This window comes from Agromyces chromiiresistens (assembly GCF_029167465.1).
GTDB classification, from domain to species: Bacteria; Actinomycetota; Actinomycetes; order Actinomycetales; family Microbacteriaceae; genus Agromyces; species Agromyces chromiiresistens.
The window spans coordinates 157,441-183,117 of record NZ_JARFNL010000003.1 but is presented as its reverse complement, the minus strand read 5'-3'; the positions used below and the strand labels follow the sequence as shown (position 1 = coordinate 183,117).

At 69.7% G+C, this 25,677-nt stretch carries 23 protein-coding genes; 5 read left to right on the top strand and 18 right to left on the bottom strand.

Annotation, left to right across the window (positions count from 1 at the left end):
* Window positions 1-84 precede the first annotated feature (84 nt).
* The 4 genes from vanX to PX701_RS06740 all read right to left on the bottom strand — a co-directional run bounded on the left by vanX (window position 85) and on the right by PX701_RS06740 (window position 3,869).
* Window positions 85-744 (bottom strand): D-Ala-D-Ala dipeptidase VanX, encoded by a 660-nt coding sequence (gene vanX, locus PX701_RS06755; RefSeq protein ID WP_231431121.1) that lies wholly within the window; start codon window positions 742-744, stop codon window positions 85-87.
* Window positions 741-1,811, bottom strand: coding sequence for a D-alanine--(R)-lactate ligase (gene vanA, locus PX701_RS06750; protein ID WP_275505850.1), 1,071 nt, complete (start codon window positions 1,809-1,811; stop codon window positions 741-743). Before vanA ends, vanX begins: the two co-directional genes overlap by 4 nt.
* Complete coding sequence (locus tag PX701_RS06745; protein WP_420831068.1) at window positions 1,804-2,772, bottom strand: NAD(P)-dependent oxidoreductase; 969 nt, start codon at window positions 2,770-2,772, stop codon at window positions 1,804-1,806. Before PX701_RS06745 ends, vanA begins: the two co-directional genes overlap by 8 nt.
* An 830-nt stretch (window positions 2,773-3,602) precedes the next feature.
* The gene (locus PX701_RS06740; protein WP_275505848.1) at window positions 3,603-3,869 is read right to left on the bottom strand and encodes an SHOCT domain-containing protein; all 267 of its coding nucleotides are present in this window, start codon (window positions 3,867-3,869) and stop codon (window positions 3,603-3,605) included.
* 554 nt (window positions 3,870-4,423) lie between these two features.
* On the opposite strand from PX701_RS06740, the gene PX701_RS06735 reads away from it, so the two are divergent.
* Both PX701_RS06735 and PX701_RS06730 read left to right on the top strand, forming a co-directional pair.
* The gene (locus PX701_RS06735; RefSeq protein ID WP_275505847.1) at window positions 4,424-5,779 is read left to right on the top strand and encodes a peptidase MATCAP family protein; all 1,356 of its coding nucleotides are present in this window, start codon (window positions 4,424-4,426) and stop codon (window positions 5,777-5,779) included.
* A gap of 35 nt (window positions 5,780-5,814) precedes the next feature.
* Complete coding sequence (locus PX701_RS06730; RefSeq protein WP_231431115.1) at window positions 5,815-6,774, top strand: ATP-grasp domain-containing protein; 960 nt, start codon at window positions 5,815-5,817, stop codon at window positions 6,772-6,774.
* A gap of 137 nt (window positions 6,775-6,911) precedes the next feature.
* Here PX701_RS06730 and dinB read toward each other — a convergent pair whose 3' ends face one another.
* The 3 genes from dinB to PX701_RS06715 form a co-directional block, all read right to left on the bottom strand.
* Window positions 6,912-8,108 (bottom strand): DNA polymerase IV, encoded by a 1,197-nt coding sequence (gene dinB / locus PX701_RS06725; RefSeq protein WP_275505846.1) that lies wholly within the window; start codon window positions 8,106-8,108, stop codon window positions 6,912-6,914.
* Window positions 8,109-8,199: 91 nt separating this feature from the next.
* On the bottom strand, window positions 8,200-9,402 hold the full coding sequence (locus tag PX701_RS06720; protein ID WP_275505845.1) for a low temperature requirement protein A: 1,203 nt from the start codon (window positions 9,400-9,402) through the stop codon (window positions 8,200-8,202).
* Window positions 9,399-10,289, bottom strand: coding sequence for an AraC family transcriptional regulator (locus PX701_RS06715; protein ID WP_275505844.1), 891 nt, complete (start codon window positions 10,287-10,289; stop codon window positions 9,399-9,401). Before PX701_RS06715 ends, PX701_RS06720 begins: the two co-directional genes overlap by 4 nt.
* A 352-nt stretch (window positions 10,290-10,641) precedes the next feature.
* Here PX701_RS06715 and PX701_RS06710 point away from each other — a divergent pair, with 352 nt between their 5' ends.
* On the top strand, window positions 10,642-11,565 hold the full coding sequence (locus PX701_RS06710; protein WP_275505843.1) for a S1C family serine protease: 924 nt from the start codon (window positions 10,642-10,644) through the stop codon (window positions 11,563-11,565).
* Window positions 11,566-11,576: 11 nt separating this feature from the next.
* Here the strand turns inward: PX701_RS06710 and PX701_RS06705 are convergent, their stop codons facing one another.
* The 5 genes from PX701_RS06705 to PX701_RS06685 form a co-directional block, all read right to left on the bottom strand.
* Window positions 11,577-13,766: a multicopper oxidase family protein gene (locus PX701_RS06705; protein WP_275505842.1), complete on the bottom strand. Its 2,190-nt coding sequence runs from the start codon at window positions 13,764-13,766 to the stop codon at window positions 11,577-11,579.
* 378 nt (window positions 13,767-14,144) lie between these two features.
* Window positions 14,145-14,891 carry a hypothetical protein gene (locus tag PX701_RS06700; protein WP_275505841.1) on the bottom strand — a complete coding sequence of 249 codons (747 nt, stop codon included), beginning with the start codon at window positions 14,889-14,891 and terminating at the stop codon, window positions 14,145-14,147.
* A 41-nt stretch (window positions 14,892-14,932) separates the two neighbouring features.
* Complete coding sequence (locus PX701_RS06695; protein ID WP_275505840.1) at window positions 14,933-16,141, bottom strand: globin domain-containing protein; 1,209 nt, start codon at window positions 16,139-16,141, stop codon at window positions 14,933-14,935.
* Between the two features lie 4 nt (window positions 16,142-16,145).
* On the bottom strand, window positions 16,146-16,550 hold the full coding sequence (locus tag PX701_RS06690; RefSeq protein WP_231431108.1) for a group I truncated hemoglobin: 405 nt from the start codon (window positions 16,548-16,550) through the stop codon (window positions 16,146-16,148).
* Window positions 16,551-16,604: 54 nt separating this feature from the next.
* Complete coding sequence (locus PX701_RS06685) at window positions 16,605-17,372, bottom strand: zinc-ribbon domain-containing protein (protein ID WP_231431107.1); 768 nt, start codon at window positions 17,370-17,372, stop codon at window positions 16,605-16,607.
* A gap of 85 nt (window positions 17,373-17,457) precedes the next feature.
* On the opposite strand from PX701_RS06685, the gene PX701_RS06680 reads away from it, so the two are divergent.
* Window positions 17,458-19,221 (top strand): bifunctional 3'-5' exonuclease/DNA polymerase, encoded by a 1,764-nt coding sequence (locus PX701_RS06680; RefSeq protein ID WP_275505839.1) that lies wholly within the window; start codon window positions 17,458-17,460, stop codon window positions 19,219-19,221.
* On the opposite strand, the gene PX701_RS06675 is transcribed toward PX701_RS06680, so the two are convergent.
* Window positions 19,200-19,829, bottom strand: a complete 630-nt coding sequence (locus tag PX701_RS06675) for a PadR family transcriptional regulator (RefSeq protein ID WP_275505838.1) — start codon at window positions 19,827-19,829, stop codon at window positions 19,200-19,202. The genes PX701_RS06680 and PX701_RS06675 overlap by 22 nt on opposite strands.
* 217 nt (window positions 19,830-20,046) lie before the next feature.
* Here PX701_RS06675 and PX701_RS06670 point away from each other — a divergent pair, with 217 nt between their 5' ends.
* Window positions 20,047-20,568 (top strand): DUF3145 domain-containing protein, encoded by a 522-nt coding sequence (locus PX701_RS06670; RefSeq protein ID WP_231431104.1) that lies wholly within the window; start codon window positions 20,047-20,049, stop codon window positions 20,566-20,568.
* Window positions 20,569-20,761: 193 nt separating this feature from the next.
* On the opposite strand, the gene PX701_RS06665 is transcribed toward PX701_RS06670, so the two are convergent.
* The 5 genes from PX701_RS06665 to PX701_RS06645 form a co-directional block, all read right to left on the bottom strand.
* Window positions 20,762-21,997 carry a beta-ketoacyl-[acyl-carrier-protein] synthase family protein gene (locus tag PX701_RS06665; protein WP_275505837.1) on the bottom strand — a complete coding sequence of 412 codons (1,236 nt, stop codon included), beginning with the start codon at window positions 21,995-21,997 and terminating at the stop codon, window positions 20,762-20,764.
* A gap of 81 nt (window positions 21,998-22,078) precedes the next feature.
* Window positions 22,079-22,327 carry an acyl carrier protein gene (locus tag PX701_RS06660; protein WP_056731598.1) on the bottom strand — a complete coding sequence of 83 codons (249 nt, stop codon included), beginning with the start codon at window positions 22,325-22,327 and terminating at the stop codon, window positions 22,079-22,081.
* 66 nt (window positions 22,328-22,393) lie between these two features.
* Window positions 22,394-23,398: a beta-ketoacyl-ACP synthase III gene (locus PX701_RS06655; protein WP_231431102.1), complete on the bottom strand. Its 1,005-nt coding sequence runs from the start codon at window positions 23,396-23,398 to the stop codon at window positions 22,394-22,396.
* A gap of 32 nt (window positions 23,399-23,430) precedes the next feature.
* The gene (locus tag PX701_RS06650) at window positions 23,431-24,351 is read right to left on the bottom strand and encodes an ACP S-malonyltransferase (RefSeq protein WP_275505836.1); all 921 of its coding nucleotides are present in this window, start codon (window positions 24,349-24,351) and stop codon (window positions 23,431-23,433) included.
* Between the two features lie 115 nt (window positions 24,352-24,466).
* Complete coding sequence (locus tag PX701_RS06645) at window positions 24,467-25,675, bottom strand: PucR family transcriptional regulator (protein ID WP_231431100.1); 1,209 nt, start codon at window positions 25,673-25,675, stop codon at window positions 24,467-24,469.
* Between the last annotated feature and the right edge of the window lie 2 nt (window positions 25,676-25,677).

The window sequence follows — 25,677 nt, the reverse complement described above, 5'->3', positions numbered from 1 at the left end:
CTCTCCGACCGGGACGCACGGACCGCGGCCCGACTCTTCGTTGCGGGTCCACGTCCCGCCCGCCCCTGCCGTCAAGCAACGTGATCAGCGATTCTTGCCTCGGATCGAGAGCGTGGAGACGATATCGTTCACGCCCTGCCTGATCGGAAAGTCGAAGTACGTGTCGGGAAACGGTTCGTCTCGAAGCGTGTAGTGCCACCACTCGGTCGCGTAGGAGCTGAAGCCGCTGCTCTCCATGATCGAGCGCAGCTGACGTCGGTTTCCGGCCTCGGTCGCGCGAATGCCGACGGCGTCATGGTGAGAGAGCGAGTCCATCAGGTCGTGGTCGCCGCCCATGGCGACGAGTTCGCCGGTCGAGAGGTGGAAGAGCGTCAGGTCGACCGTGCTGCCCCGGCTGTGGCCGGACTGGGTGGCCACGTAGCCGAGCTCGAACATCTCGGCTCGCTCGATGTTCGGGTAGTGTCTGCGTTTCGTGCGGCCGTCTTCGGGTTGCTGCGCCCAGCGCAGAAAGTCGTCGACGGCACGCTGGGGCCGGTAGCCGTCCCAGAGCAGCAGGCCGAGGCCGCGGGCAGCTGCGGCTTCCCGAGCCAGCGCCAGGCCTGTGCACAGCGCCGTCGTGCCGACGATGCGATTGGCGGAGTAGCCGTCGACGGGCTTGCCGATGAAGTTGTCCCAGGTGGCGTACTTCGCGTCCCAGCGGATGCCGGGAACGAACTCGTCCACGAAGACGAAGTCGTCGATCATCCTGCCGCTTCCTCCAGTGCCCCGGGGTCCGCTGCCGCCCGACGCACGGCGAACGACACCAGCAGATCGATGACCGCACCGAGCGAGAGCCCGGCGGCCGCCATCATGCGCGGGTACCGGCTGTACGAGGTGAGCCCGGGCAGGGTGTTGACCTCGTTGAGCACGACCTCGCCGTCGTCGGTCAGGAACATGTCGACCCGCGCGAGGCCGCGGCATCCCAGTGCCCGGTAGATGGCCTTCGCCGTCTCCTGCATGAGCACTCGCGTCTCGTCGGGAATGTCGGCGGGAACCACGACGGCCGAGTTCTCGGAGCCCGCCTCGGGCGCGCGCTCCTGGTGGATGCGGAAGAATCCGTGCGACAGGCGGACCTGATCGACCTCACCGACGATCAGGCCGAGGTCGTGCTCGAGCACCGCGCAACCGATCTCGCTGCCGGCGACCGCCTGCTCGATCAGCACTTTCGAGTCGTACTGCCGGGCGTCGTGCACTGCGGCGGCGAGTGCAGCATCGTCGTCGACCCGGCTGACGCCGAACGACGACCCCGATCGGGCCGGCTTCACGAACACGGGGTAGCTCAGGCCGTCGAGGTCGATCTGCCCGTCGGCCGTGAGCGTTCGGAAGGCCGGCGTCGCGATGCCGGCACTGCGTACGACGAGGTAGGCGAGCGATTTGTCCATGCAGAGCGCGGAGCTCGGGATGTCGCAGCCCACGTACGGGATGCCCGAGAGTTCGAGCAGGCCTTGGATTGCGCCGTCCTCGCCGAGCGTGCCGTGCAGCAATGGCAGCACCGCATCGAGGTGGATGGTGGTGATTCGGTCGTCCTGCTGCACCAGGAGTCCGTGCACGCCGCGGTCGGGCGACAACGACGCCGTGCGGCAGTCGCCGCTCTCCCAGTCGGCGGCGGGGCCCTCGCACAGCTTCCACTCGCCACTCGTGGTGATGCCGACGAAGAACGGCTCGTACTGCTCGAGATCGAGGTGACGGGCGACCTCCTGCGCCGACTTGACCGAGACGGGGTGCTCTTCCGAGGCGCCCCCGAAGAGGATCGCGATGTTCAACTTATCCATGCTGTGTTCCTCCGAATGCGATGCAGTTGAGAATGGTGTGTTCGACCGTGTCGGCGAGGGCGCGTTCGGTGAAGTACGCCGTGTGCGGCGTGATCAGCACATTCGGATGCCGCTGGAGACGCACGAACAGCTGGCTTTCGATCGGCCGACGCCGACGATCGGCGTAGAAGATCCCGTCCTCCTCCTCGACCACGTCGAGCGCTGCGCCGCCGACGGCACCGCACTCGAGCGCGTCGAGCAGCGCTGCGGTGTCGATGAGCGCACCTCGACCGGTGTTGACGATGACCGCACCGGGTTTCAGCTGGGCGATCCGCCGGCGATCCAGCAGATGTCGCGTCTCCGGTGCGAGCGGCGTGTGCAGGGTGATGAGGTCGCTCCGTTCGAGCAGCTCGTCGAGCGGCACATGGTCGGCGGGCGTCTTGGGGTTGCGGTCGTACGCGAGCACGCGGCAACCGAAGCCGTGCAACCGCTGCATGACGGCGGCGCCGATGCGACCGGTACCGATCACTCCGATGGTCAGATCGCCGAGTTCCTTGCCGCGTGCGACGTTGAGCCTGAAGTCATTCGCCTCGGCGCGGATGACGATCGAGCGAGCGTTCCGCAGCGCCATCAGCATCAGCATCAGGGTGTAGTCGGCCACGCCGTCGGGAGCGTAGTCGACGCCTTCGACCGTGATGCCGAGGCTCCGCGCGACGTCCAGATCGATGTGGTTCCGTCCAGCGCTGCGTGTCGAGATGTACTCGACGCCGGCATCGCTCAGCAGGCGAAGCGTGGCGTTCGTGACCGGAGTCTTGTGGCTGACGCTGATGCAGCGGTTGCCGAATGCCAACCCGACATTGTCTTCGACGATCGCGGCGTCGATGATCGTCGGAATGACGCCGAAGCGAGGCGCCGCCTCACGGAAGGCTGCCGCCTCGTCGGAGGAGCAACCGTAGATCGAGATGCCCGTTCGCGCGACCACGCGATCGGCACCGTCGAGCGCATCACTGCGGGCGGCGCCGCGGATGACGCGACCGGCACCGTCGTCGGCCGACGAGTACGAGTGCGCCCGGGATGAGATGCCGGGTGGTGCTGTTCGAGTGCGCTCGTGGTAGGCCATTCCACCAGTCAAGGCAGGCGGCTGTTGTCAGGGCGTATCCCGATTTCGATATGCCCGCGATATGCAGTGCCGGAGCCGTGCCCGGAGCACGCACGCGGTCGGACAGGTTCATGATGCGGTGGTCGCGCTACCCCGGGCCGGTTGGTCGACCTCCTCGCAGGTCAGGCGTGTCGACGCCGTGGCTCGATCACTGCTCCGGCGCCAGGGTCACATTGCCGGCGCCGGCCTCCATGTTTCGCTGCAGTTCCCAGATCTGGTAGCCCACCATGTACGTGTGCACCCTCGGGTTGGGGGTGACCTTCACGAAGCAGACGCGGGTTCCGCCGCTTTCTTGCGCCCGTGCAACTGGATGGTCGCGGGTGGAAGAAACGTGAGCGTGGATCGTTGAATCGGGATCACCATCGATACCCGGGGGTCCGAGGCGATGTCGCGCGCTTTGAGCAGGTGGCGTCTGGTCATGGCGTACAGGGCGAAGGGTTCGCCGGGGCGTGTTGTTCCGTGACTCACGCCAGCAGAGTGATGGCTCCGTCCCGTCCGACCGTGGAGAGCACGGCGAGTGTTGCCGACGGATCTGCTCGAGCACGATGCGCGGCGTCACCCGGGTGTCGCTGAGGTCGTGTTGGCTCGTCATGGTCGTTGCCAGGGTTGGAAGCAGTCGCGCGGCCGGTAGTGCGTCGAGTGGATGGCAGCGGTCAACTCCTGCGGCGACTGACGTCAAGGGTCTCGAGCAGTTCCCGGAACTGATCCGGTGTGATTTCGCCCTTGGCAAGCCGATCCTCCAGTATCGGGCGCGCCGAATCGAACTCGGCGTGACCCCATCCGGCGGAAGGATGGCTGCTTGTTCTCGTTTCTCGCACGGAGAAGACGATGGCCACGACGATGCCCGCCACAATCAGCAGCGGTATCAGAACTGCCGGGATCCACATCCACCATGCCCCGTACCCGTAGCCCCACATCATCAGGCGAACCTCCTTCAGATCACGATGGCTCCTTCAGTAAACCGCCGCGAGGTGGTCGCGATAGGGTACTTCGACCCCTGGAAGGATCTCGCGGAGCGTCTCGTAGGGCGAGGCGTCGTCGAGTGGTGCGTCAGCCGATCGAGCGCGCACACCTGCGACCAGCCGGGTGGCTGGGAGGCGCAGGATTCATCATCGGCGCCGATCCGATCTCGTGTTGTCGCAACCCTGCCTGACCCGGAGAGCGGGCATTCGCAACCTTCGAAAGCAGGTCCCCGAACGACCCGCCACCCCGCCGCATAATGCACCTCGGGCCAGTAGGCAAGGCCTCGACGCCGCGACGGCGGCACGCCTACGGTCAGATCATCGAGCGAAGGGAGTCGCCATGTCAGACGCCGAGATGACCCCGTCGCGAACGGCTGACGACCCGATGGGGAGGATCGACGACCGCCGCACGTCGAGAGGTGACGTCGCTCCTCCTACCGAGACCCGGATCGAAGACGAGACCGTCGGGATCGATACTGGGTCAGCTGGGGCCGAGAGCCCGGGGGACGACGATGAATGAGCGCTCGGATCGGCCCGACGACAGCGCCGACATCGTGAACCCGGAGAATCTGCCAGCGCAGGACGAGCCGGTCGAGCAGGCTGGTGCCGCCCGCAGCGATATCGCAGCGGCTTCGGCCCCTCGCCCTGATGATTCAGACCCGCCTGCTGACGACCATGCTCGTGAGACGTCATCGGCGACCGAGCAACTGGCGCCCGCGTTCGACATCGACGCCCGGCTCACCGAGATCGAGCGCCAGGTGAACCTGCTCGTCAACATCACGCCGCTCAACGCGGCGGAGGCATGGGCGGACTTCGAACGCAGCGACTTCGGCACGGCCCCCACGCTGCGGCTGCGGCCGTTGGACTTCGACCCGGACCTGGCCCAGCGCGACCTGTACGATCTGGAGATCGAGAACGTCGACGACCCGGCACTGCACACGCTCTTCCGGGCGAAGCGGGACGAGATCGCCCGGCAGATCACCGCGTTGGAGGACCGCGACACCTCACGGTTCCTCTACGGGTCGCTCCAGCTCTACGGAACGGTGGCTCCTCCGCTGGCCGCGGCCGCGGCGGAGCTGCTCGAGACCATCCCCCCGCAGGCGCCCAGCACCCAGACCGTCACAGCCGGGGCGTTCGCCGACGCCGCCCGTGCGGAATTCGAGCGCTACCGCGCCGTGTACCCGGAGTTCCCGGTCCGCGTCGAGGTGCGGGACGACATCTCCGAACTGATGGTGTCGTTCGGCCGCCTGCTCATCCCGGAGACGGCCGCCTTCCGGGCCGACCGGGTCGAGCCGTTGCTGCACCACGAGGTCGGCACTCACGTGGTCACGTACCAGAACGGTGCCCGGCAGCCACTGACGCTGTTGACCATCGGCCTCCCGGGCTACGACGAGACCCAGGAGGGCCTCGCCGTGCTCGCCGAGTACCTGACCGGCGGGTTGGACCCGCGGCGGCTGCGCGTGCTCGCGGCTCGGGTGGTCGCGGTCGGCAAGATGCTCGACGGCGCCGACTTCCTGGACATCTTCGAGTCGCTGCGGGCCGACCACCGCATACCGACCAGGACCGCATGGTCCATCGCCATCCGGGTCGTCGTCGGGGGCGGCTCGGTGAAGGACGCGATCTATTTGCGCGGGATCACGCGCATCCTCGACGCCATCGCCGAAGGCCGCAGCCTGGACGTCCTGCTCATCGGCAAGCTCGCGTTGGACCACATCCCCCTGGTGCAGGACCTCCTCGACCGAGAGGTGCTCCACGAACCGTGGGTTCGGCCACGCTGGCTGGACGTGCCCGGTGCACACGAGCGTCTGGAGCGGTTGCGCGCGGGTGCGACGGTCACCGACCTCTACGAAGGAGACGTGGCGGCATGAGGCTCGCATTCGTCGTCAACGACGTCGACACCGAGGTGGACGAGTACACGACCACCCGACTCGCCAGGGCCGCGGCCAGGGGCGGGCACGAGACCTGGTACGTCGGCGTCGGGGACCTCGAGCTCGGCAGCAGCGACGGACTGTTCGCGGCCAGGGCCCGTGCCGCGAGGTGGAAGAGCGACGACACCCTCGCGAGCTTCATGGAGGGGATCAAGTCGCGCGACGCCGAGCGGATCGTCATGGACGAGCTGGATGCGCTCGTCCTCCGCAACGAGTCGATCGACGACCTGCAGGAGCGCGCGTGGGCCAGCCCGATGGGCGTGGTCTTCGGACAGATGCTCGCGGCCCGAGGTGTGACGGTCGTCAACGACCCGAACACCCTCCATCGAGCGACCAGCAAGCTCTACCTGGAGGAATTTCCCGAGAGCGTCCGGCCACGGTCGCTGGTGACACGAGATCCGAAGGCGATCGAGCGGTTCGTCGATGAAGTCGGCCACTGCGTCGTCAAACCGTTGTACGGGGCCAAGGGCCGCAACGTGTTCATGATCGAGGGCCCGGGGGAGACCAACCTCGCGCAGATGACGGAGGCCGTCCTGCAGGACGGCTACGCCATCATCCAGGAGTTCATCGACGGCGCCAAGGACGGCGATGCCAGAATCTTCCTTCTGGAGGGCCGCATCCTCGAGCGCGACGGCATGCCGGCCGCCTTCCGACGTGTGCCCACGGGCAACGACCCGCGCGCCAACATCAGCACCGGTGGTCGGTCGGTGCCCCTCGAGGTGGGCGAGGCCGAGCTCGGCATCGCCGAGGCGATGGGCGACAAGCTCGTCGCCGATGGGCTGTTCCTCGTGGGCATCGACGTGATCGGCAGCCAGGTGGTGGAGATCAACGCGGAGAGTCCCGGCGGGTTCCAGAGCATCGAGCGGCTCTACGACATCGATATCGCCGAAACCGTCATCGAAGCCCTGGAGCGCCAGGTGAGCCTGGGGTCCTGAGCCGTACCGCCGAGCGTTCGGCCGCAGAGGCGCCGCAGTTGGGGCCAATTCGAAGGTCTGCAGCATCTCCCCGAGGTACTCGCGAGCGGCTTCCAGGATCGCGTCCGGCGACTCGACCTGCGGGCGTTCGGGAGCGGTCACTCGTGTTCGGGCAGCAGCGGCGGAGACCATCCCGGATCGCGACCGAGCTGCGCCGCTCGAGCGACTGATTCAGCACCGAAGCGATCGCGAACGGCGTCGAGCACCGTGTCGAGGCGCCCGCCGTCGTCCCAGTCGATCGGCAGTTCGGGTTGACGGCTGTCGCCGCGCACCAGCTGCGTCAGCGAGACGCCGATCAGGGTGACGCCGCGCTCGGCGATCTCAGGGAGCGCGCCCGCCAGCAGCTCTTTCGCGACGGCGAGGAGCACCGCGGTGCGGTCGGTCGTGGATCGGATGGTCCGCGATCGGGTGGCCTTCGCGAAGTCTCCGAAGCGGAGGCGCAGTACGACAGTGCGGCACACCCGGTCGCCGTCGCGGAGGCGGCGGGCGAGCCGGTCGACGATCTGGGTGAGGATGAGATCCAGTTCGTCGGCCGTCCGCGGGCGACTGCCGAGCGCGCGCTGCGAGCCGATCGAGCCACGGCGGCGCGTGGTGTCGACCGGGCGCGGGTCCCGGAGGCGGGCGAGCGCGTGCAGATGCGCGCCGGTCGCCTTGCCCAGGAGCCGCTCCGCGGTCGCGGCTTCGAGCTCGGCCAGCTGCCCGACGGTCGTGATGCCGAGCCGGTGCAGCTTCTCGGCGGTCACGGCACCGACGCCCCACAACCGTTCGACGGGCAGCGGGAGCAGGAACGCCTGCTCCTGCGCGGGCTCGACCACGAGCAGGCCGTCGGGCTTGCTGACCGCACTCGCAACCTTGGCGAGGAACTTGGTCCGCGCGATCCCGACCGAGATCGCCAACCCGACCTCCGCACGAACTCGCGCACGCAATCGCACCGCGATCTGCTCAGGCGTGCCGGCGATGCGCCGGAGGCCCCCGACCTCGAGGAACGCCTCGTCGATCGAAAGCCCCTCCACGAACGGGGTGGTGTCGCGGAAGATCGCGAACACTGCTCGGCTCGCCGCCGAGTACGCGTCCATCCGCGGCGGGACGACGACGGCGTCAGGGCACAGCTCGCGCGCCTGCCGCCCACCCATCGCGGTGCGCACCCCACGAGCCTTCGCCTCATAACTCGCTGCGAGCACGACACCGCCGCCGACGATGACGGGCAGGCCGCGCAACCCCGGAGCGTCGCGCTGCTCGACGGAGGCGTAGAAGGCATCGAGATCCGCGTGCAACACGGTCGCCTCGCCCCGCATGCCGCCCTCTCACCGCTCGTCGTTCCGCCGATCGTCGCACGCACCGACGACATCGGAGCCATCGGCGAGGCCCCGGTGTGCACGCTCCCGTTCAGGCCGATGTCGATCGATCGCCCGAGCCGCAGTGCCGCCTGGATCCGCGAGACATCGATTCCAAGCCGAGCGCGCCGACGACGACCAGCGAGACGACCGCCAGCGCTCCGAGCGCCGGCAGGGCACCGAGCAGTGGCACGATCAGCACCGACGCGACCGCGCCTGTGAGGCGCACCGCGTTCGTCTCGCCCGTCGTCCGCCACCGGAACCACACCGTCGCCGCCAGATAGCCGGCGGTGCCGCCGCCCAGTGCTGCCGCGTTGAACCACCCGAGCGGTGCTGCCGAGCCGACGTGCGCGAGTGCTTCCTCGATACCGAGTGCCGCGAAGACGATGCCGGCGACGATGAGCAGGTGCAAATAGGTGTAGGCATCCCGTGCAGTCCTGGCCCGGTCGCCCTCGTCGCGACGGGCGAGTGCTCCCTCGGCATCGTGGGCGAGTCGGGAGAAGTACGCCCACCAGAATCCGGCCGCCACGACGAGCGCGCACACGATGCCGAGCAGGATGGGAAGGTCGATCGGCTCCTGGGCGACGCCGGCTCCGATCGCGATGATCGACTCGCCGATCGCCAGGATCACGATCAGCCCGTGTCGTTCGGTGAAGTGCACCGTCGAACCGACCCGCCAGTCCACGCCGCTGCTCATTCGGTGGGTGACGACGGGTTCGATCACGACGGCGGCGAGCCACAGGCCGAGCTGCCACCCGCCGCCGATCATCGCGCCGGCGATGAGCAGGACGCCTGACGGTACAACGGCGAGCAGCGAGGTGAGGAACGCCCGGCGTCGCAGCGGCCGCGCCGAGACCACCGCGAACGCGAAGATGTGCGTGATGCGCGCGAGGAGGTATGCGCCGACGAAGACGAGCGGCGCGAACAGACCGCCGCGCAGATCGTGGTAGGCCTCCAGAACCGTGACGCCCACGATCACCATCGAGCCCATTGCGACGAGCATCACGGCGCGCACCCAGCCCTGGTCGGCATGAGCGAGGTTGGCGAGCCACCCGTATGAGTTCCACGACCACCACAGCAGCGCAAGGATCGTCATCGCCTGCACGACCCCGATGAGGTCGTGCTCCTGCGCCATGAGGCGACTGAGCTGGGTGAACGCGAAGACGAAGGCGAGGTCGAAGAAGAGCTCGAGGGTCGTGACCCGGTCGCCCTCCATGCTTCGCACGGCGGTCAAGGTCGAGGTGCCCCGGATCATCGTGCGCCTCCCGCTTCGTTCAGTCGCGCGGCATCCTGCGACGGAGCGGCACCGAAGCGGCGACGGTAGTCGCGGCTGAACTGCGACGGACTCGTGTAGCCGACCGCGCGAGCCGCGCCGGCGACGTCGCCGGGCGTGGCGACCAGCCGGATCCGCGCCTCCTGCAATCGCACCTGCTTCTGATATTCGATCGGGCTGAGGGCGGTGACGGCGCGGAACGCGCGATGGAAGGCCGACTGGCTCATTCGGGCGAGATTGGCGAGCTCCACGACCCGGAACGGTTCCGTGTAGTGCTCGCGGATCCATCGCACCGCGTGGCCGACGCGACTCACACCGCTGTCCGCGAGGCCCAGGTCGCGGGCCGAGACGCCGTGTGGGCTGCTCAGGACGAGCCAGTGCAACTCCCGTTCGATGAGCGGTGCGAGCACGGATCGGTCCGCCGGTCGTTCGACGAGGCGGACCATCCGCCCGACCGCGTCGATCAGGTCCGGTGAAGCGTCTCCGACGGAGATCCCGGTGCTGCCGCGATCGCGTTCGACGGGAGGGCGCGGCATCGTGTTTGCCTGGAGCAGCAACTCGGCGATCAGCGCAGGGCGGAGCGTCAGCGCGAAACCAAGTGCTGGAGACTCGGGCGTCGTGTCGACGAAGTGCCCGCTCACGGGCAGGTCCACCGATGCCACGAGGCACTGGCCGGCCGCGTAGTCGTGCACCTGGTCGCCGACGGCGAGTCGCTTGGCGCCTTGCGCGAGCAGCACGAGCACGGTGCCGGTCGTGCTGAGTTCCGGCGGTCCGCTGTGCTCGATCTTGGAGATGACCGCCCCGTCGACGATCGGTGTCGCCTCGCCGGCGTGTTTGGAGATGAGGTCGCGTACGTCGTCGAGTCGCATGCCGGAATTGAAGCAGGATGCCGGCCCGGTGCGCACCCGATTCTGCTGATTCGAGCAGGATCGGGCAAGGACTCGAGCGAATGGATCAGCTTCGTCGGTGTTCTGCGGACGTCCGTATCGCGGAGCGGAGAGCAGGGCGCGGAGTTCGTCGCGTGCGGGGCGACGGCCGCTGGCGCGGATCCGCCCCGGTGATGGAACCGAGTGGATCGACGTCTGACCGAGCGAACGGCTCGCGAGGAACGAGGTCGGGCCGAGCGCTTTCGGGTCGTTCGATCGCGTCTCGAGTTCGGCGTCCGCTCCGCCGTCGGCGAACAGCGGCGGAACCGCGCCGACGCGGGGCGAGACTTGCCGCATGGACGACAGCGAGGCGCTCGACGCCTATTCCGCCGCGGTCGTGCGCGTGGCCGAGCAGGTGCTGCCCGCGGTCTCCGCGGTGAGCGTGCGCACGTCGGCGGGTTCGGGAGCCGGCAGCGCTACGGTGATCAGCGCCGACGGGCACCTGCTCACCAGTGCGCATGTCGTGGCCGAGGCATCCACCGTCGAACTCGCGTTCGCCGACGGGCGAACCTCTGACGCGCGCGTCGTGGGTGCCGACGTGCTCTCCGATCTGGCCGTGCTGCGCGCGCTCGGGCCGACGCCGGCTCCGGTGTCGCTCGGCGACGCGTCGCAACTGCGGGTCGGGCAGCTGGTGGTTGCGCTGGGCAACCCGAGGGGGCTTGCGGGCAGCGTCACGGCGGGCATCGTCTCAGCCCTCGGGCGCTCGCTTCCGACTCGCTCCGGGCGGGTGATCGACGAGGTCATCCAGACGGATGCCGCCCTGAATCCCGGGAGCAGCGGGGGTGCGCTCGCCGACAGTTCAGGTCGGCTCGTCGGCGTCAACACGGCGGTCGCGGGTATCGGCCTCGGACTCGCGGTGCCGATGAACGCCAGCACGCTCGCGATCATCGAGACCCTCACGACGACCGGTCGCGTGCGCCGCGCGTGGCTCGGGATCGCCGGCACGAGGGTCAGGTTGAGCCCCGACGCGAGCGACCGCATCGGATCGCCGACCGGCATGCAGGTCATGTCGACCATCGCGGGCAGTCCGGCCGCCCTCGCCGGCGCGAAGGCTGGCGACATCGTGATCTCGATCGACCGCACGCCCGTCTTCGATCCGACCGGCGTGCAGCGGCTCATGGTCGAAGCGGCGATCGGCCGGCGCATGGAGATGACCGTGCTGCGGAACGGCGCGCTCGTCGACCTGGTCGTCTCGCCGGAGGAACTGCGGGTGAGTTGAGGGACGGCTCGTCAGGCGACCGGACGTGAACCGTCAGGCGCCGCGCGATGTCGGACTCCGCCGCCCTGCATGACCTGCACGCCCGGCTGCCCGTGCTGTTCGGGGCCGACGCGATACGGGCGCATCATCTCGTTGTCCTCGTGTTCGACGATGTGGCAGTGCCAGACGAACTGTCCAGGACGTGCGAACCGGAGCCGCACGCGGGTGACCTCGCCGGGATAGGAGATCACCGAGTCCTTCACGCCGGTCTCCCACGGCTCCGGGGGACGCATCGAGCCGGCCGGCGTCACGGGCACGGCGACCTCACCCTCCTCGTCCAGGACGAGCCTCTCGCGGCCGACCACTTCGAAGGCGATCTCGTGCACGTGCATCGGATGCGCATCGCCGGTCGTGTTCGCGAACTCCCACACCTCGGTGGCGCCGACCTGCGGATTCTCGGTGACGTCGTCGTCCCAATCGAGCGGGACCGGCACGCCGGCGTCGACGACGCCGAGGACCGCCTCCGTCGGGCCGTCGACCGGACGACCGCCAGCATCGAATCCGATCGCGGACTTCTCGATGAGCGCGAGCGACCGGGTAGACGTCTCGACCGGCAGAGGCGTTCGCGCGGGGAGTACCAGGTATCGGGGCGGGGTCGTCGGATCGGGCGCGACCGCCGGGACGACCCGGAACTGCATGACCTGCCCCGTCGAGGCGGCGTCGGAGGGCTCGAAGTCCAAGCCAGGGGTTCCGCCTCCGAACGGCTCGTCCGGACCGACGTTGCCGAGGACGTACGACCCGAGCGGAACGCCGGTGAAGTCGACGATGAGGTCCGCGCGCTCGGAAGGCCCCATGAGCAGCCGGCCCGCGTGATCGGCCGATAGGTTCACCGGCCCATCGAGGTATCCACCCTCATTGCCGATCTGCCACACCTCGAGACCGGGGATCGCAGAGAAGTCCAGGATCAGGAACCGCGATTGGCATCCGTTGAGGAACCGCAACCGGTAGCGACATTGCTCGACGACCTGGAACGGCCACGCGTTGCCGTTGGCGATGATCATGTTCCCGAAGAACTCCGGGTTCCAGATCGGGGAGAACTCGCCCGCGGGCAGGTAGTCGCCGACGATGCCGTCGAAGAGGGCCCGCGTGTCCGGGTAGAACAAGGATCCGTCCTCGTTGAACGAACGGTCCTGCACGGCGATCGGGATCTCGTGGTACGTCTTGTTCGCCGGGAATTTGTCGCCGTCCTTCGGTGCCGGCCCAGGTAGCACGGCGGTGGTCCCGAAGCGGCCGTCGAGGATCGCGTCTGCGCCCTCGGGCCCGCCGCGTACGAGGAAGAACCCCGCCGGACCTGCATAGACGTTGAGCCGGGTCATTCCGAGTGTGTGGTCGTGAAACCAGAGGGTCGATTCGCGCTGGTCGTTCGGGTAGTCGACGACGGCATAGCCGGTGCCCCAGGCCACCGCGTGTTCGCTGCCCGCCTTGCCGGCGAAGAACTCGTACCACGTGCCCTCCGTCGCGAAGCCTGCGGGGATGTCGTCTGCGGCGGGCAGATACCACGCCTCGGGGTATCCGTCGCTCTCGTCACCGACGCCGACTGCGCCGTGCAGGTGCGTGACGATCGGCACCGGTCCGTCGTAGGCGTTCGGCGTCGTCTCGAACCTCGGCCGCGAGTCCCGTCCGGTCGCACCGCCCGGCGGGTTCGCCCAGTGCAACGTGGGATCGACCGGCAGCAGGTGCGGCAGGAACCGCCTGTCGTCATCGACGAGCTCGTTGATCCACTTGACCCGAACCGGCCGATTCCACTTCGCCTCGATCGTGAGCGAGGGAGCGTGGTGCACCAGCAGCCCCTTCTTGCTCGTCGAGGCGACAGCGCCGTACCCCCATACGGTGGTGGCCGGCATGCCGGCGGGGAGGACCTGCTGAGTGAACTGCCGCACCGAGATCTCGTAGGAGTCCGCGTTCTTGCCGCCACGCATGGCGACGGTGCCGGCCCGAGGCATGACCGGCGGGATGAGCAACGGTGTTCGGAACTTCGGCACGTCGGCGGGTGCGAGGGCGCCGCCGGGGACGTGTGCCACCGCGACTCGGATGCCACCCGGCATCACGGCGTACAGCATGAAGCCCGCTCCGACGGCGCCGGCGGCCGTGATGAACGCGCGGCGGCTCAGCCGCAGGCTCGTGCTCGTGCTCGTGCTCGTGCTCGTGCGACGGTCATCCATCGATCCCACCTCGCGCCTGCTCGTGACGCCCTGCGCTCCGAATGCCCGCCCCCCACTGGCCGTCTCGTATGCGAGACATGCTCAGTTTGGCGCAAGCACCGTCTCGCTGCAAGCACGCGACGGAGGGATTCGCGGTGGCCGACGCCGAGTCCGCAGCATCCACCCGTCGATGGAGTCGAGCGATGAGACGCTGCCACCCATCCGTCCTCGGCGAGCGCCGCCGCTTCGCTGACGCGCCGGTGGCGCTCGAAGACCGTGCGCACGCGAAACGCATCGGCCTCGACGACGACGAATGCCATTCGATCTGCGCGCGTCGGGGGAGCGGCGCACCCCGACGTTCGCAGATCTCCGGGGCGAGGTCGTCGCGAGGCCGCCGGATCAGGGCTTGATGTACGTCTGTCGCTGCAGAGCGGGTTCCGGCGGCACAGCAGGGAGCCAGTCGGGTTCTTCGTCGGTGACCTCGTCCGCGTCGGCGACATCGTCGCCGGCCGCCGGTGCAGCCGGTTCGCCTGCGGGTTGCGGCAGGGCGCCGAGCCGGTCGACCTGCTCGGCCAGCGCCTCGAGCACCGAACGCAGTTGAACTTGCGCGACCTGGGCGTACGTGCGCACGTACTCGATCTCGGGCATCGCCGCCTGCGGCGAGGGCGCCGGCGCCGGCCCGGTGGCTCCGGCGGCCGCATGGGCGTCCTCCGCACGTGCGGCACGCTCCAGCACGTCGCGGTACTCCTCGCGGGCCGCGAGCACGAGTTCGCGCGCGTACTGCTCGGCATCGGCAACGGCCCGGTCGGCGATCGTCTGCGCCTGCGAGAGCAGGTCGACGGCCCCGAGGGTGACTTCTTCGTCGAGCTTCGCCTCAGCCGTAGCGCTGAGTCTCGCGTTCTCTGCGCGAAGTTCCTCGAGTTCTCGGCGATCCCGTTCCGCCGCCTCTCGGACGACGTCGATCGCCTCGTTCAGTTCGACGAGGAACGCGTCGATCTCGGCGCGATCGTAACCGGCGCCGATGTGCCGGACCGCGAATCTGGCAGAGTCCGTCTTGGGCAGGCGGGCGACGGCGCGCGCGAGATCGATCTCCTGCGCAGGACTCGACTCAGGTGCTGCCGGCGTCGACGGGATCGCCGTCGGCATCGGTACGAAATCGGATTGCGGCTCATTTTCAAGATCGGGAGTCATCGGGCACTTCCCATTCGTTCGGCGGGCAACCCGGACGGCTGCCCATCTCGGATGTCGTGACGTTCTTCCGGGCGCTCCTCCTCGAGCGTCGCGAACTGCTCGAACCGGAGATCGCCCGACGCGACGCCGGCGCCGCGGAGCCGTGCGAGCGTGTGCTTGACCATGGCGGGGGAGCCGCAGACCATCGCGAGGGCATCGGGGCGGACGCCCTCTGCGACCGCGGCATCGCCGACCAGCCCCTTCTGCCCGGGGTAGCTCGGATCATCGGAGACGACGGGCGTGTAGGTGAACCACGGGCGTCCGGCGAGGCTCTGCAGCAGACGGTGCTCGTACAGGTTCCACGGCACGCGTGCTCCGTGGAACAGGTGGACGCGAGGAGCCTGGCCGGTCTTCTGCCAGTTGAGGTCGATGCGCTCGAGGTGCGCGCGGAGCGGCGCGAACCCGGTGCCTCCCGCGACCATCAGCAGTTCACGGTGGTGCTCCTCGGGCTCGAGCGTGAGCTCCCGCCCGACCGGCGCCCCGAGCCGCAGCACGTCGCCGGCCTTGAGCTTGCGAACGATCGCGCTCGAGACCTGGCCACCCGGTACGAGCTGCACGTGGAACTCGAGCGTTCCATCGACCCGCGGCGCGTTCGCGATGCTGAGGTAGCGCCACAGTCGTGGCGCATGCGCCGTTTCGACCGCGACCGACTGCCCGGGTTCGAAGGTCAGCTCGGGTTCGGGGCGCACCTGCACGACCGCGAGCTCCATGCTCTTTCGCTCGACGGCGATGACATGACCCTGCCAGGACGCCGGACTGTCGTGTTCGGAATCCTCGGCCGCCTGCACCATGACGGTGGCGATCAGGCCGTAGGCCGCGGCCCAGTCCGCGGCGAGCTCAGCGGTCCACTGGTCGCCGAGGAAGTGCTTGAGCGTCGTCAGCAGTGAGAGACCGACGGCGTCGTAGTGCTCGGCGATCACCTCGAAGCGTCGATGATCCCGGCCGAGCTGCTGGATGAACGCGGTCACCTCGTCGAGCTGGTCGACGTTCGAGACGATGCGGCCCAGCGCGCCGACGAGTCGGTCGCGCTGGGTCGCCATCGACACCGGGAACATGGCCCGCAGCTCGGGGTGCGTGTAGAACAGGTGCGAGTAGAAGAAGAGCGGCACCTCGTCGCCGAGCGACTCCGCCAGCGACCAGGTGTGCTTCAGAGCGGCGGTGTCCAACGCGTCACTCGTGCGTCGAGGTGACCTCGACGATGTCGGGCTGGGTCGCGGCGACCGCGCTCACCGTGCGATCGATGATCTCCGACGGAACGCCGGCGTCGGTCAAGGCGGTCACCAGGTGACCCGCGACAGCGGCGAAGTCGCCCGCCGAGATGCCCATGTTCGCGTGGGCCTTGCGGAGATCGCGGCCCTCGTAGACGACCGGACCGCCCATGACGGTCGAGACGAGCGCGACCTGGTGCCGCTTGAGGCGGACCATCTCGACGCCGTCGAAGTAGCGCACGAGGTTCTCGTCGCCGAGCACCAGTTCGTAGAAGCGGTCGACGACCGCGCTGATCGCGGGGGCGCCTCCCACCGCTGCGTAGTCGCTCAGGGCTTCGGGCTCGGTCTGGAGGCTGGGGGAACTCATCGTCGGGTCCAATCGTCGGCCGGTAGGGGGGCGCTCCATTCCTAGCAGACGGAGTCAGGCCGAATCAAAGCCCGAGCGCTGAACGCCGACCAGGATCGCGTCGACGGCGGCGTCGCCGCGGATGCGTCGCATCATCGCGACCACGTCGTCGGCGACCTCGGCCGTGAGGCGTGCACAGACGATGCTCGTGGGCCCGAGCGGGCCGAGCCCGCCGCCGCGAACTCGGATGACCCGCCAGCCGACCTCGCCCAGCGCTTCGTCCTTCTCGAGGTCGGAGGCCTCCTTCAGCCCGAGGTGCGCTCGGCGCGAGCGGCCCGGGTCGTCGTACTCGACCGCGATGCGCAGTTGCGGCACGATGATGTCGGGCCAGACCTCGGTGCGGCCGAAGAACGTGCGGGCGACCCGCACGGCGTTGACCCGGTGATGCAGCCTGATGCGTTCGCCGAGGAGCGCTCGCAGCCGCTGCTCGGTCATCGACGTGCGAGTGCGGAGCCCCGGGTTCATGAACGCCACACCCGCCTCCCGGAGGGCTGCCGGTGCGTGCGCGTTCGTTCGGCACTTGGTGCAGCCGGTGCCCGTGAGCTGGTCGGCGACCGAGGCCCGATAGCGATCGTGACCCCGATCGCAGCGCCACTCGTACTCGGCGCCGAGACGCGTCTCGGTGGCGAGGCGGGCTCGTTGCGCCGGCGACACGCGCCTGAGGAGTTCGGCACGCGAGCGCTGGGTCTCGGCGATGAGCATGCACAGCGGGCAGGGACGGCCGATGACGTGCGCATCGTCGGCCGGTGCACCGTGCCCGCAGCGGAACCTCACTGCGACCACGGAGACCGCTCCTCGTTCGTCATGACCATGAGTCTCGTTTGCGCCGCCGACATCCGATGTCGGCGGCGGCCACGAGAATGGATACGTGCGGATCGCGGCCGGGGCCGACGGGCGCGACCGGGTCGCCCTCGTCGATCTCGACGACCCCGCGGCGAGCGCCGAAGTGATCGAGGTCGCCGACCTGCCGGCACGGGCGGCCGCGCTCGAGCAGCACGGGCCGAGGTGGGTGTGGAGCGACACTCGGCACTGGTATCCGATGCTGCTCGACGCCGGTGTCCGCATCGAGCGGTGCCACGACCTCCTGCTCTGCGGTGCGATCCTCGAGGGGTCGACCGATGCGCGTGCCGCTCGCGAAGCCGAGACGGGCAGGCCGCGATGGCTCGACGCCGCACCGAACCTCTCGGGTGGTGGGGTCGGCGCGGTCGCGCCCTCCTCGCACTCGGGCGCGGGAGCGACCGCCCTGTTCGAACTGGGGGAAGCGCTCGACGACGGTGCATCCCCGAACACGAATCCGGCGACCGTCGTCCTCGACGCGGTCGTCGCGGAGTTCCGGCGGCAGGAGCGGCTGACGCGCGCGAGTGCACGTCCCGGAGCGATGCGGCTGCTCCTCGCGGCCGAGTCGGCCGGTGCCCTGATCGGCGCTGAGCTGCATGCCGCCGGTCTTCCGTGGCGGAGGGAGGTCCACGAGGCGATTCTCGAGGCCGAGCTCGGCCCGCGTCCGAAACCCGGCTGGAAGCCCGAGCGCATGGCGATCCTGGCGGCCGAGGTCCGCGCCGCGCTCGAACAGCCCTCGGCCAACCTCGATTCGCAGGTCGAGCTGTTGCGTGCGCTGCGGAACGCGGGCATCCAGGTCGACTCCACGGCCAAATGGGAGCTTCGCGACCACGACCACCCGGCGATCGCCCCGTTGCTCGCGTACAAGCGATCGGCGAGGCTCCTGAGCGCGAACGGCTGGGCGTGGCTCGACGAATGGATCGCCGACGGGCGATTCCGCCCCGACTACGTACCGGGCGGCACGGCGACGGGACGTTGGGCGACCTCAGGGGGTGGAGCGCTGCAACTGCCGAAGAACATTCGCGGCGCCGTGGTCGCCGACCCGGGCTGGTCGCTCGTCGTCGCCGACGCGGCCCAGCTCGAGCCCCGGGTGCTCGCGGGCCTGGCCCACGACGATTCGATGGCCGCGGCCGCGCGAGGGCGCGACATCTATCAGGGCATCGTCGACGACGGCGTCGTCGAGACGCGCGACCAGGCGAAGGTCGCGATCCTCGGGGCGATGTACGGAGCGACGACGGGCGACAGCGGACGGCTCGTGCCCCGCCTGGCGCGTGCCTACCCGCGAGCGATGGCGCTCGTCGACCGGGCGGCGGCGACGGGTGAACGCGGCGGACAGGTCACCACGAACCTCGGGCGGTCGTCGCCCGCCCCGGCGTCGTCCTGGCATGCCGTCCAGGCCAGGGCGAGTGAGCCCGACGCGACTCCGGCCGACGAGCGCCGCGCGCGCAGCGTCGCGCGCGACTGGGGCCGGTTCACCCGCAACTTCGTGGTGCAGGGGAGTGCCGCAGAGTGGGCGCTCTGCTGGATGGCGGCGCTTCGCACCCGCCTCGCCGCCCTCCCGCCCTCGATCAAGCGCGCCGAGCGGTCGGGGCCGGTGTTCGGCGCGGTGCCCCACCTCGTCTACTACCTGCACGACGAGATCATCGTGCATACGCCGAGCGAGCATGCCGAAGCGGTCGCGACCGCGGTCCGGGCGTGCGCCGTCGACGCGGGCCGACTGCTCTTCGGCGACTTCCCGGTCGACTTTCCGCTCGACCTCGCGATCGTCGACAGCTACGCGATGGCCGACGGTTGAGCCTCCCCGGCGGCGTCCGAGGTCACCGCAGGGCGACGGCCGCGCCGCGGGCGCTCGGCCGTCGGCGCGAACGCGAGCGTCCGGCCGGATGCCGATACGCGTGCCGTCGTATCGAGCCAGTCGATCGCCGCGCGTGCTCGGGCGGCATCCGCGGCCCCGGCCAGGCGCACCAGTTCGGTGGCCGCCGCCGTCGTGCCGGTGGCCTCGTCGACGTCACCGTCGGCTTCGGCCGATGCGAGTCGGTCGGCCCATCGCGCGCGCTCGTTCGTGATGATCGCGCGATCATCGACGTCAGGCAGTGACGCGCCGATCAGCACGCGATCGATCGTCTCGTCCCACGGGTCGGCGCCCGAGGCATCCGTGCCCTCGAGCCAGCCGCGCGCGACCGCGGTTCCTGCCGCGGTGAGCCGGTGCAGCGGGAGTCCGTCCGCCGTCGTCCCGGCCGATTCGGTCAGGCCGGCCTTCGAGGCCCGCTCGAGCGTCGCGTAGCTCTGCCCGACGTTGACGCGTCGGCGTCCGCCGGTTCGCGTCGCGAGCGCCGAATGCAGCTGGAAGCCGTAGGCGGGTCCGGTGAGCAGCAGTGCGAGGAGCGCTTCTCTGACGGCCATCGGCGGCTTCCCTTCCACGCGAGCGAATACCTCACCGAGCATAGTGTTGTCGACGGGGCATGATGCCGAGGCACGGCGAACCGAGGGGAACCCTTGTCAACCCGCCTGATCCGGGGCATAATCGGCGGTGCGGCCGATGCCGCCCACAATCGAACACCGGCCACCCGCCGTTCCGAGGTCGTAGGGGAAGACGCACCTCACGAGAACGGAGATGGAGATGGCAGAGACGGTCGCGCGGACCGCACGCGCCGCGCGGGGTGTGCTGTTCGTGCATTCCTCGCCGCGGGCGCTCTGTCCGCACGTCGAGTGGGCAGCAGGGCGCGCCCTCGGAGTCCCCGTGAACTTCGACTGGCAGGAGCAGCCCGTGCTTCGCGGTGCGCTGCGCGCAGAGTTCTACTGGGAGGGTGACGCCGGATCGGGCGCTCGCATGGCCTCGGCGCTGCGCGGCTGGGAGCAGCTGCGGTTCGAGGTGAGCGAGGACGCGACGCCCGGCAGCGACGGTGCTCGTTGGATGCACACACCAGAGCTCGGCGTCTTCTTCGCGCAGACCGACTCGGCCGGCAACACCGTCGTGCCCGAGGACCGCATCCGCTACGCCATGGAGATGGGCGGGCACGACGCACGGGAACTCCATCGCGAGCTCAGGCTCGCGCTCGGGCAGGCCTGGGACGACGAGCTCGAGCCCTTCCGCCACGCGAGCGACTTCGCCCCCGTCGTGTGGCTGCACCAGGTGGGGTGATACGACCGAGGGCCGGCTGCGGCGCGACGCGGAGGTCGGACGGGGAACCCCGGCAGACGTACGAGCGAAGCAGACGGCCCCATGACGAGAAGGACCCCGGCGCGTCAGCGCCGGGGTCCTTCGATGTCTGGATGTCGCGGACGAGAAGGACCCCGGCGCGTCAGCGCCGGGGTCCTTCGATGCGAGTCGCCGATCAGGCCGAGCGGAACGCGACGACGGCGTTGTGCCCGCCGAACCCGAACGAGTTCGAGATCGCGAGCTGGTCGCCGCTGCCGAGCTCCTGCGTCGCGCCCGAGACGCGGAACGGGACCTCCGGGTCCTGTTCGGTGATGTTGATCGTCGGCGGGGCCACGCGGTCGCGCAGTGCGAGCACGGTGAAGATCGCCTCGAGCGCTCCGGTGCCGCCGAGCAGGTGCCCGGTCGAGGCCTTCGTCGCCGACACGGGGATGTCGTCGACCCGGGCGCCGAACACGGCCTTGAGCGCCTGGTACTCGTTCGGGTCGCCGACGGGCGTCGACGTCGCGTGGGCGTTGATGTGGGTCACCTCGTCGGGCGATGCGCCCGCCTGCTCGAGTGCGAGCCTCACCGCGCGGGCGGCACCGCGGCCCTCGGGGTCGTTCGCCGTGATGTGGTACGAGTCGGCCGTGACGCCGCCGCCGGCGACGTACGCGTAGATCTTCGCGCCGCGCGCCTTGGCGTGCTCCTCGGTCTCGAGGATGAGGACGCCGGCGCCCTCGCCCATGACGAAGCCGTCGCGGTCGATGCTCGTCGGGCGCGATGCCGTCGCCGGGTCGTCGTTGCGCTTCGACAGCGCCTGCATCGAGGCGAACGAGGCGATGGTGATCGGGTGGATCGCCGATTCGGTGCCACCGGCGATGACGACGTCGGCGAGGCCGTCCTGGAGGTGCTCGATGGCGTTGAAGATCGACTCGGTGCTCGATGCGCAGGCGCTCGCGACCGTGGTCGCGAAGGCGCGGGCGCCGAAGTGCAGCGAGAGGTTGCCGGAGGCCGAGTTCGGCATGAGCATGGGCACCGTCATCGGGAGGACCCGTCGCGGGCCCTTCTCGCGCAGCGTGTCCCACGCGTCGAGCAGCGTCCAGACGCCGCCGATGCCGGTGGCGAAGTCGACGCCGAGACGCTCGGGGTCGACCTCGGGGCTGCCTGCGTCGGCCCACGCTTCGAGCGCGGCGACGAGTGCGAGCTGCGACGACGGGTCGAGTCGCTTCGCGACCGGGCGCTCGAGCACGGTGTCGGGCCGCACGAGGGCTTCGGCGGCGAAGGTGACGGGCAGCGAGTACTCGGCCACCCAGTCGTGTTCGAGGGTGCGTGCGCCCGATGCGCCGGCGAGCAGCGCGGCCCAGCTGTCGGGGGCGGTGCCGCCGATCGGCGACGACGCACCGATGCCGGTGACGACGATGTTCTTGGTCATGACGAAAACACTCCGGGGAGGAAGACGAAGGGGACGGATCGAGCGGGCCGGGACGTTGCCGCGGCCCGCTCGTCGCAGCGACTAGGCCTGGGCCTTGACGATGAAGTCGACGGCGTCGCCGACGGTCTTGAGGTTCTTGACCTCCTCGTCGGGGATCTTCACGTCGAACTTCTCCTCGGCGTTGACGACGATCGTCATCATCGAGATCGAGTCGATGTCGAGGTCGTCGGTGAACGACTTGTCCAGCTCAACCGTGTCGGTCGCGATGCCGGTCTCGTCGTTGATGAGCTCGGCCAGGCCGGCAAGCACTTCTTCGGTGGACAATGCCATGGTTCTTCTCCTTGAGGGGTGTCTCGTTTGACCGAGTGACAGTCTAGATGGACAGGGGTCGGCGGTTCAGGGGAGAACCACCACTTGGGCGCCGAACACGAGTCCGGCGCCGAAGCCGATCTGGAGGGCGAGGCCTCCGGAAAGCTCGGGGTGCTCTTCGAGCAGGCGGTGCGTCGCGAGCGGGATCGAAGCGGCCGAGGTGTTGCCGGTCGTCGCGATGTCGCGGGCGATCACCACGGACTCGGGCAGCTTGAGCTGCTTCGCGAACTCGTCGATGATGCGCATGTTCGCCTGGTGCGGGATGAAGGCGGCGAGGTCGGCGCTCGTGACGCCGGCGGCGTCGAGGGCCTGCTTCGCGACCTTCGCCATGTCCCACACCGCCCAGCGGAAGACCGTCTGGCCCTCCTGACGGAGCGTCGGCCACTCGGCCGCGCCGTCACGGAACTCGATGAGGGTGCTGTTCATGCCGACCGCGCCCGCCTTCGAGCCGTCCGAACCCCAGATGGTGCGTGCGATGCCGGGCGTGTCGCTCGGGCCGATGACGGCGGCGCCGGCGCCGTCGCCGAGGAGGAACGAGATGGAGCGGTCGGTCGGGTCGACGACGTCGGAGAGCTTCTCTGCGCCGATCACGAGCGCGTAGTGCGCCGCGCCGGCGCGGATGAGGGCGTCGGCCTGGGCCACCGCGTAGGCGTAGCCGGCGCATGCGGCGTTCGTGTCGTAGGCGGCGGCGGGGTTCGCCCCGACCCGATCGGCGACGACCGCAGCCATCGACGGGGTCTGCTGCACGTTCGAGATCGTCGCGATGATGACGAGGTCGACGAGCTCGGGGGCGACGCCCGAGCGTTCGATGGCCTCGGTCGCCGCGGCCGTCGCGAGGTCGAGCGCCGACACGTCGGCGTCGGCGCGGGTGCGGGTCACGATGCCGGTGCGCTGCTGGATCCACTCGTCGGACGAGTCGATCGGGCCGACGAGGTCGTCGTTCGGCACCGCGTTCGCGCCGCGCGCAGCACCGAGTGCGTAGATGCGCGTGTAGGCGGGTCCGTGCGACTGCTGGAGGGTTGGTCTCGTCATGCTCGGCTTTCTCCGTTCGCGGGGGCGGCGGCTCAGGCGGCCTGGTCGATGAGCTCGATGGCGGCGGCGAGGTCGTCGGGAGTATTCACGGCGACCGTCGGCACGCCCTTGAGGCCGCGCTTGGCGAGACCGACGAGCGCGCCGGCGGGTGCGAGCTCGATGATGCCGGAGACGCCCGCTTCGGCGAACGACTCCATGCAGCGGTCCCAGCGCACGGGCGACGAGACCTGCCCGACGAGGAGTTCGAGGAACTCGGTGCCGGAGGCGACCGTGCTGCCGTCGCGGTTCGTCCAGATCGGCAGGGCGGGGTCGGCGGGGGAGAGCCGCTCGGCGACCTCGGCGAGGCGCTCGACGGCGGGTCGCATGTACCGGGTGTGGAACGCGCCGGCGACCTGCAGCGGAATGACCCGTGCGCCGGCCGGCGGCTCGGCCTTCAGCTGCTCGAGGGCGTCGACCGCGCCGGCGACGACGATCTGCCCGCCGCCGTTGAAGTTCGCCGGTTCGAGGCCGAGCTCGGCGAGGCGCGCGAGCAGATCGGCCTCGTCGCCGCCGAGCACGGCGCTCATCCCGGTCGGCTCGAGCGCAGCGGCCTCGGCCATCGCGCGGCCGCGCTCGGCGACGAAGCCGATCGCCTCGGTGCCGGTCAGCACGCCGGCCCCGGCGGCCGCCGTGATCTCGCCGACCGAGTGTCCGGCGATCCCGCCGATTCGCTCTGCACGCCCGTCGTCGAGCAACGCGTCGAGCGTGAGCAGGCCGGCCGCAACGATGAGCGGCTGCGCGACCGCGGTGTCGCGGATGGTGTCGGCGTCGCTCACCGTGCCGTGCGCGGCCAGGTCGATGCCCGCGGCGGCCGAGAGCGCGTCGAGGCGCTCGGCGAAGCCGGGTTCTGCAAGCCAGGGGGTGAGGAATCCGGGGGTCTGAGAGCCCTGTCCAGGGCAGACGACGACGATCACCACCCCAGTCTGCCAATCACAGGACGAACTGTGGTGTGCACACGCCACAAGCTCTTCGCACAACCGTTGTATCGACTGCACAGCGTCGCGATGCCACGGCCATGCTTGGGCCGGTTCAGGATGGTCGTCGCGGGGCGTGCTCGTGGTCGCTCATCGATCCGATGATGAGCGCCGACTGGAGGATGAGCGCCTCGCGTGCGCCCGTGGCATCCCAGCCGATGACGTCGGAGACGCGCTTCAGCCGGTACCTCACCGTGTTGGGGTGCACGAAGAGCTCCCGGGCGGTCGCCTCGAGCGACCGGCCGTTGTCGAGGTAGCTCCAGAGCGTCGTCAGCAGCTCGGTCGAGTGCGCCTGCAGGGGGCGGTAGATGCGGTGGACGAGCGTCGCACGCGCGAGCGGGTCGCCCGCGAGCGCGCGCTCGGGCAGCAGGTCGTCGGCGTGCACGGGTCGCGGCGCGTGCCGCCACGACCGGGCCACCGCGAACCCGGCGAGCGCCGCCTTCGCGCTCTTCGACGCGTCGACGAGGTTCGGCACGGCGTGCCCGAGCACGAGATGGCCGGGACCGAAGTGCGGCTCGAGCTGCGCCGCGATCTCCATGAACGTGAGGGCGGGCGAGGTGCCGATCGACTCCTCGCCGTCGGGGGAGAGGGGGTCGGCCCGGCCGATCACGAGTACGAGGCGATTGCCCTGCACGCCGATGAGCACGTCGGCGTGCATGTGCCGGGCGGCGCGGCGCACGTGGTCGACGTCGAGCTGCTTCGGCGCCGTGCCGACGAGCACGGCCACCTCGCCGTGACCGTGCCAGCCGAGGGCGGCGATGCGGCTCGGGAGCTCGTCGTCGGACTCGCCGGAGAGGATGGAGTCGACGACGAGGGCCTCGAGCCGGGCGTCCCACAGGCCGCGCGCCTCGGCGGCGCGGGCGTAGACGTCGGCTGCCGCGAACGCGATCTCACGCGAGTACAGCAGGATCGCCTCGCGGAGCGGCTCGCCGCCGTCCTTCACCCGTTCCTCGACGACCTCGACCGTCACCCGGATGAGTTGCAGCGTCTGCTGCAGGCTCACCGACCGCAGGAGCTCCCGCGGCGCGGCGCCGAACACGTCGGCGGCGATCCAGGGCGTCGACCGGGGGTCGTCGAACCACGCGATGAACGACGAGATGCCGGCTTGGGCGACGAGGCCGACAGCGGAACGGCGGCTCGGGGGCATGTCGCCGTACCACGGCAACGTGTCCTCGAGTCGCTTGAGCGTCGCAGTCGCGAGCTCACCCGCGATGGTGCGCAACCATGCGAGCGTCTCCGCCTTCGTCTTCGGCCTCGTCGCCACCT